Below are 15,954 nucleotides of genomic sequence, written 5' to 3'. Positions count from 1 at the left end.
CTTCAGTTGATTGCTGCCGCGCGTCGCGCCCCCCGACCGAAGCTTGTTCCAGCCACCCTGGCTGACAAAGCACCGGCGCTCGCAGCCAATGCGGCAAGAGCGGATCGGGAAACCTTCTGATCGAAAAACGGCGGCGGCACACTAAGTTTGCTGCGCTTGCCAGCCTAACCCAAGGCTTTTCTGCAGCGACACAAAGTCCTTCAGCAACTCGGCCTGCCCGGCCACGACGTTCTGCTGCGCGGTGAATTCCGTGCGTTGCGTATCGAGCAGATCGATCAATGTAGCGACGCCCGCGGAATAGCGCTGCCGCATCAGCGTGGCCGAGTGCGTTGCGGATGCCTCCACCTTTTGCAACGCGACGACGTGCTCACGCTGATGCCCATAGCGCGAGAGCGATGAATTCGCGTCCTGCAACGCGCCGAGCACCGCTTTGGTATAACGCGCCTCGGCTTCATCTCGCGATGCTTCAGCCGCGTGCACGCTGCCCAGCGTGCGCCCAAAATCGAGCGCATTCCATTGCAAATAGGGCGCACCGATCCAACTGAAATTGTTCTTGCGCACGAGGTGGCCCGGATCGCCCGCGCTAAAGCCGATATCGCCGAGCAACGTCACCTTCGGGAAAAAATCGGCGATGTGTTCACCGATCTGCGCATTGCTCGATGCAAGACGCCGTTCCGCCGCACGAATGTCGGGGCGCTGTTGCAGCATCACCGACGGGTCGCCGACGGCGACCGTCTCCGGCAACACCGGCAGCGGCCGGGCGGCGGCAAGCTGTGCGTCCAGCGCGCCCGGTTCACGGCCGGTGAGCACGGCCAGGCGGTCGAGCGAATCGGTGAGTTGGGCATCCAGTGGAATCAACGTCGCGCGCGTATTCTCGACCTGCGTGCTCAGGCGTTCGACATCGATGTCCGCCGCCGTACCGCGTTCACGCCGCTGCTGCGTGAGCGTCAACATCTTCTGCTCCGTTTCCGCCTGACGCCGTGCGAGTTCAAGCCGCATCTGCTGATCGCGTAGTTCCACGTAGGTCTGCGCAACCTCGGCTGCGAGCGATACCTGGGTGTCCGCAAGATCGGCATCGACCGCTTGCGCATCCGCCGACGCCGCTTCGATCGCGCGCCGTGTGCCGCCAAACAGGTCGATTTCCCACGTGGCGTCGAATCCCGCGGTATAGAGCTGCAGCGGACCGCGCCCCGTCGAAGAGCCACTTCCGCCTGAGGAGCTCCCCGAACTGAGCGAACTCAGATCAGGCTCGCGCATGCGCACCGCGGCGACTGCGCCTGACACCTTCGGCAACTCGTTCGCACGTTGCACCTGCAATTGCGAACGCGATTCCCGCAGCCGCGCCTGTGCGATATGCACGTCGGGACTGTGCGCAAAGGCGGCGGCAATCAGTTCGTTCAACTGCGGGTCGTTGAACGCGAGCCACCACTGGTTCGGCGCGCGCGTTGCAGCCATGCCGGAGGCCGGCGTACGCACGAAGGTCGTACTGTTGCGGGCGTCCTGTGCAACCACTGGCGCGCCGTGATAATCCGGGCCGACCGTGCAAGCCGACAAGGCGGACAGAAGCGCGGCGGCAGTCAGGGCGAAACACGAGGGACGAATAAACATCATGTTGGAATAAGACATTAGTGTCCGGCAGACGAAGGCGACGGCGCATTGCGGCGCGGCGTTTTCAGAAGCAGCGCAAGCGGAATGCAGGCGAGCAGCGCGATGCCGAGCAGATAGAAGGTTTCCGAATAGGTCATCACGACGGCCTGCTGCTGGATTTGCGCCCCGAGTTGCCCAAGCGCGCGCATCTGCGAGTACGCCATGTCCCCCGTGCGGGCGAACCAGTTCGCCGCGCTCCCCGCCAGGCTCTCCTGGCCGATCAGCGAATTGGCGCTGACGGACTCGCGGATCATCGCGGTATGAAACGTGGTGCGCCGGTCGATCACGGTGCCGATGATCGCGAGGCCGATCGAGCCGCCGAGGTTGCGCGCCATGTTGTACAGACCGGCGGCGTCGCCGGAATCTTCGCGCGACACGGCCGCCATCGACGCCTGATTGAGCGGCATCATCGCGAGCATCTGCGCGGTGCCGCGTATCAGTTGCGACCAGACGAAATCGTGTCCGACACTCTGCGCGGTCAGGCTGATGTCGATCATGCAACTGATCGCGTACAACACCAGCCCAGTGATCACCAGCACGCGGAAATCGACTTTGCCAAGCAACCGCGGCAGGATCGGCATGATCATGAACGCGGGCAGCCCGGAAAGCAGCATGATCGCGCCGGACTGTTCCGCGTTGTAGCCCGCCACCACGCCGAGAAATTGCGGCACCAGATACGACACACCGTACAGCGCCGCGCCGACCGCGGACACAATCACAATCACGCTCGCGTAATTCGGGTTGCGCATCAGGCCCAGGCGCACGATCGGCTTCTTCGCGGTCATTTGCGAAGCGGCGATCAGGAGCATGCCGAAGACCGACGCGCAGGTGAGCGCGACGATCATCGAAGATTCGAACCAGCGCTCGCGCTGACCTTCCTCGAGCACGACGGTCAGCGAACTCAGACCGATCGCGAGGCCGACGATGCCGAGCCAGTCCGCCTTGAGAAACGCCTCCCAGTGCGGCCGGTCCGACGGCAGACCGACGATCAACAGGGTCATCAGCGCCAGACAGATCGGCAGATTCATGAAGAAGCACCAGCTCCAGCTGATGTTCTCCGCGAGCCAGCCGCCGACCACCGGCCCGAGCAGCGGTCCGAGCAAGACGATCAGGCCGAACATGGTCATGCCGACCGGCAACTGCGACAGCGGCAAGCGCGTACGGATGATGGTCTGCGCCGTTGGAATCAGCGCGCCGCCGGTGAAACCTTGGCCGATGCGCCCGGCGATCATCATGGGTAAGGTGTGCGACCAGCCGCACATCATTGAAAACGCGATGAACAGCGCGGAATTCGCCAGCAGGAAATTGCGCAGACCGAACACGCGCGTGAGCCATGCCGCAAGCGGGATCATCACGATTTCCGACATCAGATAGCCGGTTGAAATCCAGGTGCCCTCGGTGCCGGTGGCGCCGATTTCGCCCTGAATCTGCGGCAGCGCGGAGTTCGTGATCGAAATGTCGAGCGTCGCCATCAAGGCGCCTAGCGCGCCTGCCGCGACGGCGATCCAGTCACCTACGCTGGCACGCTCTTCGGCGTGCGGTGCGGCCGGGTTGGCGGACGTAGCGTTGCCCGGTTCAGCCACGATGATTCTCGGCATCGATGCGTGAGTCACGATCGCGCGCGGAACGCGTGTCAACATCCACGGTTACCGAGAGTCCCGGCAGGAGCACGCTGCGGGTCTCCGCACCTGTATCGATGCGAATCCGCACGGGCACGCGCTGCACGATCTTCGTGAAGTTGCCGGTGGCGTTCTCCGGCGGCAGCAACGCGAATTGCGAGCCCGTGCCGGGTGAGAAACTGTCGATCACGCCATGCAGCGTATGACCGGGCAACGCGTCGACGTGCAATTCCACCGGCTGGCCGACACGCATCCGGCCCACCTGCGTTTCCTTGAAATTGGCCAGCAGATAGGTGTTCTGCACCGGCACGACCGTCAGCATCCGCGTGCCGGGCTGCACGTACTGACCCACCCGCACGGTGCGATCGCCGACCTTGCCGCCGAGCACGCTGCGCACCACGGTGTTGTCGAGATCGAGTTGCGATTGCTGCGCGCTTGCCTCGGCCGCTTCAAGTTGTGCGCGTGCCTGCGCGAGCTGCGCGGCGGCCGAGCCGATCTGCGAGCGCGCGGCGGCGACCGCTGCGGCGTTTGCGGCAAGCGTGGCGTTTGCCTGATCACGGCTGCTGGTCAGTTCCGCCAGCCGTTCACTCGTTTCGGCGCCGGTTGCGACGAGCGGCGCATAGCGCCGCACTTCGTCGCTCGCATGGTGGGCGTTCACTTGCGCGACCTGCTGCTGTGCCTGTGCCTGCGCGATATTGGACTGCTGCTGCTTGATGTCCGCCTGCGCGCGTTCGATGTCGGCCTTGCGCGCATCGATCGTGGCCCGCGCCTGGTCGAGCGCGACCTGATACTGGCGGGCGTCGAGATGCACCAGCGGGTCGCCGGGCTTCACGACCTGGTTGTCCGCGACGTAAACCTCCGTGACGTAGCCCGCGATCTTGGGCGCGACCGTGACGCTGTCGGCCTGCAAATAAGCGTCGTCGGTGGATTCGATAAAGCGCCCCACCGTCCACCAGCGGGCGAACCAGACGGCCCCGACAATCAGCGCGACGATGCCGAGCGCGAGCAGCACCGTTCGCCGGCTGGGACGCCTGGCATTTGATGCCGGCGTATCTTCTGCCGGTAGCGGACGGGAGGGAGAACCTGCGGTGGTTGACATCTTGTTAGTCCAATTATTTCTGTCCGGCAAAATTATTCCAGTTGGTACAATTGTGTCAAGTGATATATTTCGGAAGAAATCCTCCCAGAGGTTCTGGCCGAGGCGCCCTTCCCCTCAAAGACTTACTAAGGGGCGCTCCCGTCAAAGAAATGCCTTTGGGGCGCAACGAAAAGAAACGCGGAGAGCAATGCATGAACACCGCAAAGAGGCTGCGCCGTCCGCCGGAAGGCGGCTATGCGCGCGGCGACGAGACGCGTCGGCGAATCATCGAAGCGGCGGTAGAACTGTTCGGCGAACATGGTTTTGAAGGCGCTTCGACGCGCGACATCGCGGCTCTCGCGGGCGTCAACGCACCCGCGCTGCAGTATTACTTCGAGAACAAGGAAGGGGTGTATCGCGCGTGCGTCGAAGCGCTCGCCGACGATGCGTGGAAGACCTTCGGGCCAGCTATCGCGGACGCGCAGGAAGCATTGCGTGAAAACGCCGGCACCGCGGCGCTGATCGACGCCTACATCCGCATTCAGGGAGCGGTCGCGGACGGCGTTTTCGCGAAAGGCGAGAATCGCGGCCGGCGGCTTTTCTTCGCGCGCGAGCAGGCCGGACAGGAACCCGAAAGCGCGACGCGGATTCTGGCGAGCCGGATCCGTCAGCCGCTCACCAATGCAACCGCAGCGCTCGTCGCGCGAATTTCCGGGCGCGCCGCCGATGATCCAGTCACGCTGATCCGCAACTTCAGCCTGCATGGGCAACTGGTGATTTTCCATGTCGCGCAACGCTCAACGCTGTCGATGCTCGGCTGGAAAAGCATGGACGCCGAGAACATGGAACAGATCAAGTCGACCATCCGCGACCAGACGCGCATATTGCTCGAACAATGGAGCCGGGAACGTGACGAGGGGGGTGCCGCTGCCGCGCCTCGCACGGTGAAGGAAAAGCCACGCAAGCAGCCGTGATCCCCAAACACCGCGATCAAGGCGGCATTCGTGGTTCTGACGAGAAAGGGTCCGGGTGGACTTACCTTCGAACCGCTGTCGCGCGAATGCACTCCATGAAAAGGCTTAGCCCGTCCGTGACTCACTCCGATTCGCTTCAAGGTCTTTCCGATATCCTGGCACCGGGTTTATCAGTGGTGTTTTGCGGCATCAATCCGGGTCTCCGTGCGGCGTCGACCGGCCGGCACTTTGCCGGCAGAGGCAATCGGTTCTGGCGGACCCTTCATCTGGCCGGTTTTACGCCTGGACAGATCGATCCTCAAGACGATCGCACAATCCTGCAGTACGGCTGTGGGCTGACCACCGTGGTCTCGCGGCCGACCGCACGAGCGGACGAACTGTCGCAAGGGGAATTCAAAGCCGCCGCGATCGAATTCGAGCGGAAGATCGAAGGATATGCGCCGCACTGCGTTGCCTTCCTCGGCAAGATGGCGCTCAGTGCGATGTCGGGCACGCGCGACATCGACTGGGGCCCGCAACCGGCACTATTCGGCGGCGCCCGCGTATGGGTGTTGCCCAATCCCAGCGGCCTGAACCGGACATTTAGCCTTGACGCGCTGGTGACGGCCTACCGGGAACTCCGTCTGGCCCTGGCGTCGGCCGAAGCAGGTCTGCGCGATGTTCCGCGTCAGTGAGATCTGCCCCGTTTATCAAACTGAAGATGGTCAGTTCTGGCGCGACGCTTTGGCCCGGTCAAAGAATCCGAACAGAAGCGCCGCAATCGTGAACCCCAGTACCACGATGCAAACGCCACTCCATCCGGCCCACGCCCAGGCCGCCCCCGATAGCAACGCACCGAGCGCGCCGCCGATAAAGAAAATACCCACGAAGAGCGCATTCAATCGGCCGCGCGCCGCCGGGTTGATGAGATTGATCGCGCGCCGTCCGAGCGTTTGATCGGTGATCAGACCCGCGTCGAGCGCTGCCGCGCCGGCAACTAGCAGCGCGAGTGCGAGACCGGGATGCGTGGTGACCGGGAATCCGCCCCAGCCCGCACCGGCCGCGCCCATGACGAGCACGGCCGCAATCATCAACAGATGCGCGATCAGTTGTGTGATGCGCTGCGCCCCGCGATCGCCGAGATAACCGGCGAGTGGCGTGACGATCGCCCCGCTCGCACCCGCCAGTGCAAACCCGGCGATGCCGTGCATGCCGAGCGAGAACGGGGGCTGCGCCAGCAACAAGGCGATGGCGGTCCAGAACGCGCTGAACGCGCCAAGCCCGAGCGCCGCCAGCGTGGCGCGGCGTTGCAGGATGGGTTCGGTGCGCAGCAGCGTCCACAGGGAGCGCAGCAACGCTGGATAACGGGCCGTCGCGAGCGGCCGGTGGGTCGGCAACTGGGTGTACAGGACCACGGCAAGCAGCGCGTCGGCGCACGCCTCGATGCCGAAGAACGCGCGCCAGCCGAACGATCCCGCGATCACACTGGCAAGTGGGCGTGACAACAGAATCCCGATCATCAGCCCGCTCATCACGTTGCCGATTGCCCGCCCACGTCCGTGTTCAGGCGCCATCGACGCCGCCATCGGCACGAGCATCTGAATCACGCTCGACGTCGCGCCCGCCAGCGACACCGACAGGAGAAACAGCCAACCCGACCGGGCGAGCGCCGCAATGCCGAGAAACACCGCACAGCACATCAGCGTCCGAAAAATAAGCTTGCGGTTCTCGAGCAGATCGCACAACGGCACGAGCAGAAGCAGCCCGGCCGCGTAGCCCAACTGCGGCAGCATGGCGATCAGGCCGGCGAGTTCGGGCGGCAGGTTCAGCGCGCGGCTGACGGGCCCCGTCAATGGTTGCGCCGCCGTCAGGTTCACGATGATCACACCGACCGCCGCCGCGAAAAACAGCGTGAGCGGCGCGGTCAGGCCGGCAGCCGGCGCCGGCGAAGGTACGGTCGCGGCAGACAAGGGAGGCAAGGGCCGCGCAGGCGTCTCGGCACGTTGATTCATCGTTCCACTCCGGTTGAATTAGCTCCGGCTTATCGTACGGACGACGATGTTATGCGACAATTGAAATATGTCGATAATCTTTATGCGAGTTAGTTATGAACACGCGTGACTTGCAGGCTTTCGTGGCGGTGGTCGAAAGCGGATCGATGGTGCGGGCGGCGGAGAAGCTGTTTCTCACGCAGCCTGGGCTCACGCGCCGCGTTCAGAATCTGGAGACCATGCTCGGCGCGGAGTTGCTGGACCGGCAGAGCAAACCGCTCAAGCCGACCGCGGCGGGCAATGAGGTGTACGGTCTGGCGCGCACGGTACTGCGCGCCGTCGACGACCTGATGGCCGTGGCGTCGCCCGATAGCGAATCGACCGGAGAGTTGAGAATCGGCGTCCCACCGTTTCTATCCGAACTCGCGCTCGAACGGCCCGTCGACCGTTTGCGTAGTGCCTTTCCGAAGCTGACGCTGCGCGTGACCGCCGGCTGGTCGCCGGGCTTGTTGCAGAACGTGGAGCGTGGCGCCGTGGATGCGGCCGTCGTGTTGTTACCCGTCGGCATTCCCCTGCCCGAAGCGATGACGGCCGCGCGACTCGGCGACAAACGGGCCATCGTTGTGGCGCCGCGTTCTTTCGGCTTGACCGACGAACCGACGACGCTCGCCGAGCTTTCGCGTCATCCATGGGTGTTGAACCAGGACGGCTGCGGGATGCGTTCCGCGCTGAGTCGGGCGATGTCGTCGGCCGGCTTGCAGTTCAACGTCGCGGTCGAGGCGTTTGGGTCCGAGTTGCAGCTTTCGCTGGTGGCCCGGGGCATGGGCATCGGGCTCGCCGTGCCGGAAATGCTGAAGCGCAGCGCCTACCGTGAATCGCTGCAGCGCATCGACGTGACGGACTTCCACAACGTGCTCAACGTGTGGCTCGTGCACGGCATGCTGCCCGGTCGCCTGGTGCGGCCCGTTGCGTTGATGCGCGACGCGCTTGTGGAGAAAATGGAGAGCGATGTGGAGCGCAGCGCGTAGCCGCTCAGCCTCGCTCTCTCCGGGCGGGTCTGGTTCCGTCTATCCGGCCGCGCTAACGGAATCAGTTTTAACAGCCAGCAAATCCCGGCAATGCGCGAGCGCGTTACGCACTGACGCGCCACCGGCATGCGGGCCGGATTCAACAGTCTCGCCGCCAGGGAGCAACTGGACGAAAGCGATAAGTAGATTACGGAAACGACTCGGGAACGCGCCTGCGAAATCATTTCGGCGAAGGTGCCCGCGTACGGAAACGGGCGAAATCCTCCTCGACCCGGTCTGGCCGGTTGTCACACCTTTTGGGCCGGTTTCCTCACGCACTTGTTTACCGCTGCAATGGACGGCTGCACGTTCGGCGCCGGCTCCGTCACTGCGGACGGCGTGTGTGCCTCGCCGTGCATGCCAATGCGGCAAGCGCGGGCCAAGGCGGCCGCGACGAACAGCGCAGACAGCAAGACGAACAGATCGCGACCACGTTCGGCAAACGTTCCGGCGACAAGTGGGAGTTTTTCGTGCTGAGATTTACCAGTAAAAAAGCCGGCGATGATCAGTTCGCGCGGGGCTACCTGCATAAAGGCATAATCGGCGCGACCAGTTGAACGGGAAACATCGATCTGTCACCCTCGGCGGCTACGGCCGGGGCACCGGGTCGCAGCCTGTTGATCGTTGGGAGTTTGCGGCTTGTAATCAGGTCGCGAAGCCCCACCCTTTCCGGTACTGCAAGCCGGATTCGGTGTTGTCCTTGAAGTACTTTGCATCCGTGCCCGGCGTCCAAACGTACCCGGTCTTCGCGCTATTTGGAACACCAATCCGTTTGCCATGGTCGGTCCACTTTTTCATCTTGTCGCCAAAGGCGGTAAAGAACTCGGCCGGCTTGCAGACGATGTTGGCCCACGGATCGATGATCCACTGGTCGTCACCCGCGTAGTCCATCGTCTTGATCGAACCGAACGCGGGCGTGCCCTTCATCAGGATGCAGAACTGGTGGTCTCCGGGATCGTCGATGATGGCGATCCATATGTTTAAGTTCCTGCTTTTAAAGGCGAAACAGAGAAGCCATGTCATTTCGGCGCAATTGCCGCCTCGGAGTTCCTGTTTTTTAATAATTTCACCCATCTCAGCCGGAGTGAGCGACCTATTCAAGAGACTCTTCATCTCCTGTCTCTTGCCTTGAATCGTCTGGCGTATCGTACTGGCAAGCGGCTGATTGGTATTTCTCCTTTCCGCCTGCCCTTCCTTTAATGTCAAACCCTCGGCCGGTTGTTCATCGTATCGCTTGTTATCCGACTTCTTGCCCGAATGCTCAGGGCCGTCGAAAAAAGCCCGAACCCATTTGTTCATGACGGTGGCGTTGCCCTTGGTGTACATGAAACCTCCCGTTTGTCACTCGTTCGCGGAGAGCCCCCGTCAGAGCCTGCTGGCGAGCCTGGCTTCGTCCTCCCGCCAGGTTACGAGGCAACCGTTTCCCAAGCGTTTCCTACGGTGTGCAGTGAGCGTGACACCAGTGGCGTCCTGATTGGAGATTGCGATTCTTCAGGCTGCGGAGCCGAACTGAGCGCCAACGACCCACGGTGTGAGTTCGTTGATTCGGTTGATCGGGGTCGGCGATGCGTGTACGCACGAAGCGCGGATAAGCGTCAGGATCGACGCCGTTGAGTTTTGCGATGCCAATGAGGCGGGCGATTGCGGCGGCACGCCAGAGCAGACCGAGGCCTTTTGTACGGGCGTCTTTCCGGCCGAGGCTGGCAGCTTCCAGACCGGAACTGCTTGGGGGTTCAACTCAGGCGACTACCTTCTGCTCCCCGGCCGCCTGTTCGCGCATGCGACGGGCTTCGTCGCGCAGGAACTGCTGGTAATCGTCCAGATCGCCGTCGAAGGGCTCGACGCCACCCTTGGTGACGAGCCAGAACTCGTCACATACCGCGCGCAGCAGCGACCGGTCGTGACTGACCAGCATCACCGTGCCTTCGAATTCGTTGAGCGCCATGCCTAGCGCTTCGCGTGTGGCCAGGTCGAGGTGGTTGGTCGGTTCGTCGAGCAGCAGCAGGTTGGGACGCTGCCACACGATCATGCACAACACGAGCCGCGCCTTTTCGCCCCCGCTCATCGTGCCGACCGCCTGATGGACCATGTCGCCACTGAAGTTGAAGGTGCCGAGGAAGGTTCGCAGCGATTGTTCGGTGCCGCTCTGGCCAGGCGCACGCAGGTGCGCCGGCGTGTCCCTGGCAAGGCGGATCATGTGTTCCAGCGGCGTGTCCAGAGGACGCAGCACATCGAGTTCCTGCTGTGCGAAGTAGCCGATGTTCAGGCCTTTGCCTTCGCTGATTTCGCCGGCAATCGGCGCCAGCTCATGCGCCACCGTCTTCACCAGAGTGGACTTGCCCTGGCCGTTGGCGCCAAGAATGCCGATGCGCTGGCCGGCCAGCACGGATCGGTTGATGCCCCGCACGATGACCGTCGGCGGCGTGCCCAGCGGCGCGTCGTCCGGCGCCGGATAGCCGAAACTCGCGTCCAGCATCGACAACAGCGGATTCGGGACGTTGAGTGGCTCCTTGAACTCGAAGGTGAACTCTGCATCGGCCAGCACCGGTGCGATCTTCTCCATGCGTTCGAGCGCCTTGACCCGGCTCTGCGCCTGCTTCGCCTTCGAGGCCTTGGCCTTGAAACGGTCGATGAATTTCTGCAGGTGAGCGATCTTGTCCGCTTGCCTCGCCACCGCGGCCTGCTGCAACACCAGTTGCTCGGCGCGCATTTCTTCGAACTTGCTGTAGTTGCCGCCGTAACGCACGAGTTTGGCGTTGTCGACGTGCACTGTCACCTGCGTCACCGCGTCGAGGAATTCGCGATCGTGGCTGATCACCACCATGGTTCCCTGGTAGCGCTTGAGCCACGCTTCCAGCCAGACCAACGCGTCGAGGTCGAGGTGATTGGTCGGTTCGTCGAGCAACAGCAAGTCGGACGGACACATGAGCGCGCGCGCCAGTTGCAGTCGCATACGCCAGCCGCCGGAAAAACTGTTGACAGGGTGGTCGAGCTGCGCAGCGCTGAAGCCAAGGCCCTGGATCAGTGCCTGGGCACGTGCGGGGGCATCGTGTGCGCCGGCGTCGTGCAAGGCCATGTAGGCGTGCGCCATGCGCATACCGTCGTCGCTGGCCTCAGCGGCGGCCACTTCGGCCTGCGCCGCCAGCAGTACGGTGTCACCTTCGATTACGAAGTCGGTCGCGCTTTGCTCGGTCTCCGGCATTTCCTGCGCAACCTGGCCCATCCTCCATGCGGCGGGAATCGAGAACTCGCCGCTGTCTTCGTGGAGCGTGCCGTTGAGAAGGCCGAAGAAGGAGGACTTGCCGGCGCCATTGCGGCCGACCAGGCCGACCTTTTCGCCGGGGGTGAAGGTGACGGACGCGTTATCGAGTACGACGTTGACGCCGCGGCGCAGGGTGACATTACGGACGGAAATCATAGAGGGCTACTTCGAAGAGGATAGGCATGATAGCCGACCGGGCGTGCGGGTTGACTCTTTTCTGGCCGCATGGGTGAAAAACCGCTTGCGCCTGGGAGGCGCCGGCGTGCCGAGCACAAGCGAAAGCTTACGCAAATCCATGCAACGGCGCGCGGACGCCATTGCCTATGCCGTGATTCACTGCGGCACGTCGCCTCCTTTCGAGGGAGTGTTCTACAGATTTGCTACGCCATCTTCGCCTCGGATGCAGCCTGCGCGACTACCATTCACGTTTCCATGCCGCACGCGGCGCATTCCTATCTTCAGGTTTTCGCATGAGTCTATTAATTCGTTTGCTGCTTGTGGTACTCACCAGTCGTCACCGCAGTCGGCTGCACGTGCTCGATACGTGTGTCACGCCTTTTCGTGTCTGGCTAAACGACCTCGATGTGTTGCTGCATATGAACAACGGCCGTTACTTCACGATTCTGGACCTCGCTCGCGTAGATCTGATGATGCGTAGTGGCCTATGGCGGCAATTGAAGACACGTGGCTGGTATCCGGTCGTCACGCTGGAAACGATGCGATTTCACCGGTCGCTCGAGCTTGGCAACCGTTATAACGTCCAGACTCGCGTGATCGGTTGGGATGAAAAGCATATCTTCATCGAACAAGGGTTCGTGCGCGATGATGTGCAAGTCGCATTGTCCGTGGTGCGAGCACGCTTCCTGAAGCGCAGCGGCGGCACCGTAACGACGGCGGAGTTGCTGCAGTTGGCGCAGATTACGCAGCCGTCGCCGGAATTGCCTGGATGGGTCGCGGGGTGGAGTGCGGCTGAAGGAGGTATGGCGTCGACGTAGTCTTCGCTTTCGGCCTCGCCCGGCCCCGCACCACCCCGCCCCTGACCACGGCAGATTACATGCCGCCAAATGGCTTCTTCACCGTCAGCTTGTTGGTCACTGACGTCACCCCGGGAACGCCCCGAACGATCGCCTCCACTTTGCCGATCTGAGCCGTATCCGTGACTGTGCCATTCAGTGTCACCGCGCCGTCTTTCGCGATGACACTGATGTCTCCGGCGCTGATTTCCTTGTACTTCCCGATGGCAGCATAAACCTTCCGGCGCAGCGCACGATCCGCTTTCCTGCCCATGGGCGCCGCTGCTCCCGACCCCGCCGCCGCGGATGCACCTTGCGCACTGGACGAGCTACTGGCTGCCTCACCGGCCTGGCACCACGGAGTCATGGACATTGAAACAAACAATGTAACGACAGCCAGCCCAAGTATCTTGATTGCTTTCATGGATTGCTCCGCTTGATGAAAGTGACGGAATCAGAAGTTATGGCGCAAGCCGATCATGGCCGCCGTGGTGGAGACACCCGGCGCAACCGGTGCCCCATAGATGATCGTCTGGTTCATCGTCCCCTTGTTGTCGACGTAGCCGACTTGCGCATATACCTTGGTCCGTTGCGACAGGTTGTATTCGGCACCCACCGATACTTCGCTCGAATGATTCGCTGAGTGGTTCCGGTCCTTCAGGTAGTAGTAGCCCGAGGTGATCTTGAAGTGCGGATTGAACTGGTAGCCGAGGCCACCCGACACCATTTCGAAGTCAGCGGTGCTGCTCTTCGCCGGATTCTTGCCGATGCCGTACGAGGCGGATACGGAAAACCCACTGATCGTATACATCGCGCCGAAATAGTAGAAGCGGTTATTGCTCTGGCCTGTCGCCGGCGTAGCCGGAGCCGCCGGATAGGTCAGCGGATACGGATTGGTGTCATGTCCGTTGTAGTACACAGCGGACAGGTTCAGACCGTAATTCGAGTACTTGAGCACGGCCGACTCGCGCGTGCCGCCCTGGAACTGTCCCGCGACGCCACCCGGCGCGTACTCCAGCGCAAGCGAAGCACCATAGAATTTCGGCGAACTGTACACCAGCGCGTTGCTGTCATAGAGCGCGCCGATTGGCGCATTCGTGCTGGTGCCGGCCCAGCCCGCTGCCTGGTTGATGCCGAGCCACGCAGTCAGGATGCTGCCGAAATACTGCGCGCCGCGCACATCGGTTTCCGCCATCGCGTAGATCATCGGGATGATCTGCCGGCCGGCGTCGAACGTGCCAAACGGTCCGGTCGCGCCGACCGTCGCATACTGGTTGAAAAGCGCGGTCGTGCCCGGCGTGTCGGAAAGCCCGAATTTGCCGGTCGTGGTGTTGAACGAGCCTTGCAATTTGAACGTAATCCTGTAGCCACCGCCAATGTCTTCGATTCCCTTCAAGCCCCAGTAGCTGGAATAGATACCGCCGTCCTTCAGTTGGTAGACATGCCCCTGGTTACGCGCGGTCGGCTGGAACGTCGCCGCCGACGTGCTTTGATACAGGAGTCCGTTGTCCACCACGCCGTAGAGCGTAACGGATGACTGGGCATGAGCTGACGCCGAAAAAACTATCAGCACTACCAAGCAGCTTGATTTCAATTTCATTTCGTCTCCTCCAGGTTTTATGCTCGCCGGGCGGTGCCCGGCGGCTTATGGCTTGCTGCTCTGATGAAACTGTGTTGCTGCGATTCCGGTGTCTTAGGCCGACAGGTAATGATCGCCGAACTGGTCCCGTAACTGGTTCTTCAGAATCTTGCCCGTTGCACCGAGCGGAACCGACTCGACGAACACCACAGCGTCCGGTTTCCACCACCTGGCAACCCGGTTGTCAAAGAAGCTAAGCAGTTCCTCGGCGACGAGCGCGCTACCTGGCTTCTTCACAATCAGCAGCAGCGGCCGCTCGTCCCACTTCGGATGCCGCGCGGCGATGCATACCGCTGTCGCGACTTCCGGGTGCAGGTACGCGACATTTTCGATGTCGGTCGAGCTGATCCATTCGCCGCCGGATTTGATGACATCCTTGCTGCGATCGGTAATCTGCATGAAACCGTCGGGATCGATCCTCGCGACGTCGCCGGTCGGGAACCAGCCGTCGCGCAGCGGCGGTGTGTCGTCAACGCCGAAATATTCCCGCGTGACCCAATGACCGCGCACGAGAAGGTCGCCAGTTGCGGCGCCGTCCCACGGCAATGCGTTGCCGTCCAGATCGACGATCTTCATGTCGATGCCGAACACCGGGCGCCCCTGCTTCGCCTGAAGCGCGTAGCGCTCTTCCACGGGCAGAGACACCTGGTGCGCCTTGAAACTGCAGACGGTGCCAACCGGGCTCAATTCCGTCATGCCCCACGCGTGCACGACGTCGACGCGATGACGCTCCTGGAACACTGCCGTCATTGCCGTCGGGCAGGGAGCGCCGCCGATAATCGTGCGCTGCATCGACGAAAACGAACCCGCAATTGCGTCGACATGCGCGAGTAATCCCTGCCAGACGGTCGGCACGCCGGCCGACAGCGTGACCTGTTCGTCCTCGATCAGTTCATGAAGCGACTTGCCATCCAGCGCCGGCCCCGGAAACACCAGCTTCGCCCCCACCATGCAGGCGATATACGGCAATCCCCATGCGTTCACATGGAACATCGGCACGACCGGGAAGATCACGTCGCGCGCGGAACAGTTCAGCGAATCCGGCAGCGCCGCCGCGTAGGTGTGCAGCAGGGTCGAGCGGTGGCTGTATAACACGCCCTTAGGATTGCCGGTCGTCCCGGACGTGTAGCACAGCGATGACGCGCTATTTTCGTCCAGCAATGGCCAGTCGAAAGCATCGCTATGTCCGTCGACGAGGTCCTCGTAGCACAACAGCGTCGTGGCCAGATCAAGGTCTTGAGGCATGTGCGCGCGATCTGTCATGGCGACGAAGATTTTCGGGCTTTTGACGCGCGGCGCGATGCTCTCGATCAGTGGCAGAAACGTAAGGTCAAAGAACACGACGCGATCTTGCGCATGCTCGATGATGTACGCGAGCTGATCGACATGCAGACGCGGGTTGAGCGTATGCAATACCGACCCGGCCCCGGACACGGCGAAGTACAGCTCCATATGCCGGTAGCCATTCCACGCCAGCGTGCCTACCCGCTCGCCCGGCTGGATACCGAGGCTTGCGAGCGCATTGGCCATGCGGCGCGCGCGTTGCGCAAGATCCCGGTACCGATACCGGTGGATATCACCCTCGACCCGTCGCGATACGATTTCCTGGCCGCCGTGATGGCGTTCAGCATGCGTGAGCAGCGAAGCGATCAGCAGCGGTTGCTGCATCATCAAACCTTGCATCC

14 protein-coding genes and 1 pseudogene are annotated in these 15,954 nt (G+C 62.4%); 4 read left to right on the top strand and 11 right to left on the bottom strand.

Features of this window, described 5'->3' with window-relative positions; all coding sequences use genetic code 11:
* Nucleotides 1–141: 141 nt before the first annotated feature.
* The 3 genes from AC57B6_RS25630 to AC57B6_RS25620 are packed head-to-tail and all read right to left on the bottom strand — an operon-like array spanning nt 142 to nt 4,365.
* On the bottom strand, nt 142–1,626 hold the full coding sequence (locus AC57B6_RS25630) for an efflux transporter outer membrane subunit (RefSeq protein ID WP_496422353.1): 1,485 nt from the start codon (nt 1,624–1,626) through the stop codon (nt 142–144).
* A complete protein-coding gene (locus tag AC57B6_RS25625; protein WP_281663087.1) occupies nt 1,626–3,245 on the bottom strand; it encodes an MDR family MFS transporter in 1,620 nt (539 codons plus the stop codon). Before AC57B6_RS25625 ends, AC57B6_RS25630 begins: the two co-directional genes overlap by 1 nt.
* Nucleotides 3,223–4,365, bottom strand: a complete 1,143-nt coding sequence (locus AC57B6_RS25620) for an HlyD family secretion protein (protein WP_496422352.1) — start codon at nt 4,363–4,365, stop codon at nt 3,223–3,225. The genes AC57B6_RS25625 and AC57B6_RS25620 overlap by 23 nt, the downstream gene beginning before the upstream one ends.
* A gap of 191 nt (nt 4,366–4,556) precedes the next feature.
* On the opposite strand from AC57B6_RS25620, the gene AC57B6_RS25615 reads away from it, so the two are divergent.
* Together AC57B6_RS25615 and mug are read left to right on the top strand one after the other, a co-directional pair.
* Nucleotides 4,557–5,318 carry a CerR family C-terminal domain-containing protein gene (locus tag AC57B6_RS25615; RefSeq protein ID WP_106353032.1) on the top strand — a complete coding sequence of 254 codons (762 nt, stop codon included), beginning with the start codon at nt 4,557–4,559 and terminating at the stop codon, nt 5,316–5,318.
* Nucleotides 5,319–5,413: 95 nt separating this feature from the next.
* The gene (mug, locus tag AC57B6_RS25610; RefSeq protein ID WP_106353033.1) at nt 5,414–5,992 is read left to right on the top strand and encodes a G/U mismatch-specific DNA glycosylase; all 579 of its coding nucleotides are present in this window, start codon (nt 5,414–5,416) and stop codon (nt 5,990–5,992) included.
* Nucleotides 5,993–6,022: 30 nt separating this feature from the next.
* On the opposite strand, the gene AC57B6_RS25605 is transcribed toward mug, so the two are convergent.
* The gene (locus AC57B6_RS25605; RefSeq protein ID WP_496422351.1) at nt 6,023–7,309 is read right to left on the bottom strand and encodes an MFS transporter; all 1,287 of its coding nucleotides are present in this window, start codon (nt 7,307–7,309) and stop codon (nt 6,023–6,025) included.
* A 95-nt stretch (nt 7,310–7,404) separates the two neighbouring features.
* Between AC57B6_RS25605 and AC57B6_RS25600 the strand changes: the two genes are divergently transcribed.
* Entirely contained in the window at nt 7,405–8,316 is a 912-nt protein-coding gene (locus AC57B6_RS25600; protein WP_496422350.1) for a LysR family transcriptional regulator, read from the top strand.
* 287 nt (nt 8,317–8,603) lie between these two features.
* On the opposite strand, the gene AC57B6_RS25595 is transcribed toward AC57B6_RS25600, so the two are convergent.
* The 4 genes and pseudogenes from AC57B6_RS25595 to AC57B6_RS25580 form a co-directional block, all read right to left on the bottom strand.
* Nucleotides 8,604–8,885 carry a hypothetical protein gene (locus AC57B6_RS25595; RefSeq protein WP_178370372.1) on the bottom strand — a complete coding sequence of 94 codons (282 nt, stop codon included), beginning with the start codon at nt 8,883–8,885 and terminating at the stop codon, nt 8,604–8,606.
* A 115-nt stretch (nt 8,886–9,000) separates the two neighbouring features.
* Nucleotides 9,001–9,681, bottom strand: coding sequence for a hypothetical protein (locus tag AC57B6_RS25590; protein ID WP_496422349.1), 681 nt, complete (start codon nt 9,679–9,681; stop codon nt 9,001–9,003).
* Nucleotides 9,682–9,846: 165 nt separating this feature from the next.
* A pseudogene (locus AC57B6_RS25585) lies at nt 9,847–10,009 on the bottom strand (transposase domain-containing protein); the annotation flags it as partial.
* An 84-nt stretch (nt 10,010–10,093) separates the two neighbouring features.
* Nucleotides 10,094–11,773 (bottom strand): ABC-F family ATP-binding cassette domain-containing protein, encoded by a 1,680-nt coding sequence (locus tag AC57B6_RS25580; RefSeq protein WP_496422348.1) that lies wholly within the window; start codon nt 11,771–11,773, stop codon nt 10,094–10,096.
* Nucleotides 11,774–12,087: 314 nt separating this feature from the next.
* On the opposite strand from AC57B6_RS25580, the gene AC57B6_RS25575 reads away from it, so the two are divergent.
* On the top strand, nt 12,088–12,612 hold the full coding sequence (locus AC57B6_RS25575; protein ID WP_030099068.1) for a thioesterase family protein: 525 nt from the start codon (nt 12,088–12,090) through the stop codon (nt 12,610–12,612).
* Nucleotides 12,613–12,667: 55 nt separating this feature from the next.
* On the opposite strand, the gene AC57B6_RS25570 is transcribed toward AC57B6_RS25575, so the two are convergent.
* From AC57B6_RS25570 to AC57B6_RS25560, 3 genes are all read right to left on the bottom strand, one after another.
* Nucleotides 12,668–13,054, bottom strand: coding sequence for a BON domain-containing protein (locus AC57B6_RS25570; protein WP_496422347.1), 387 nt, complete (start codon nt 13,052–13,054; stop codon nt 12,668–12,670).
* Nucleotides 13,055–13,084: 30 nt separating this feature from the next.
* Nucleotides 13,085–14,230 (bottom strand): porin, encoded by a 1,146-nt coding sequence (locus tag AC57B6_RS25565; RefSeq protein WP_028194068.1) that lies wholly within the window; start codon nt 14,228–14,230, stop codon nt 13,085–13,087.
* A 93-nt stretch (nt 14,231–14,323) separates the two neighbouring features.
* Nucleotides 14,324–15,952, bottom strand: coding sequence for a 3-(methylthio)propionyl-CoA ligase (locus tag AC57B6_RS25560; RefSeq protein WP_496422346.1), 1,629 nt, complete (start codon nt 15,950–15,952; stop codon nt 14,324–14,326).
* Nucleotides 15,953–15,954 lie beyond the last annotated feature (2 nt).

It is taken from the genome of Paraburkholderia sp. BGA-UO-ETr-F12 (genome assembly GCF_059567945.1).
Note: the sequence above shows the minus strand (reverse complement) of the source record. Positions and strands in the feature narration are given on the sequence as shown.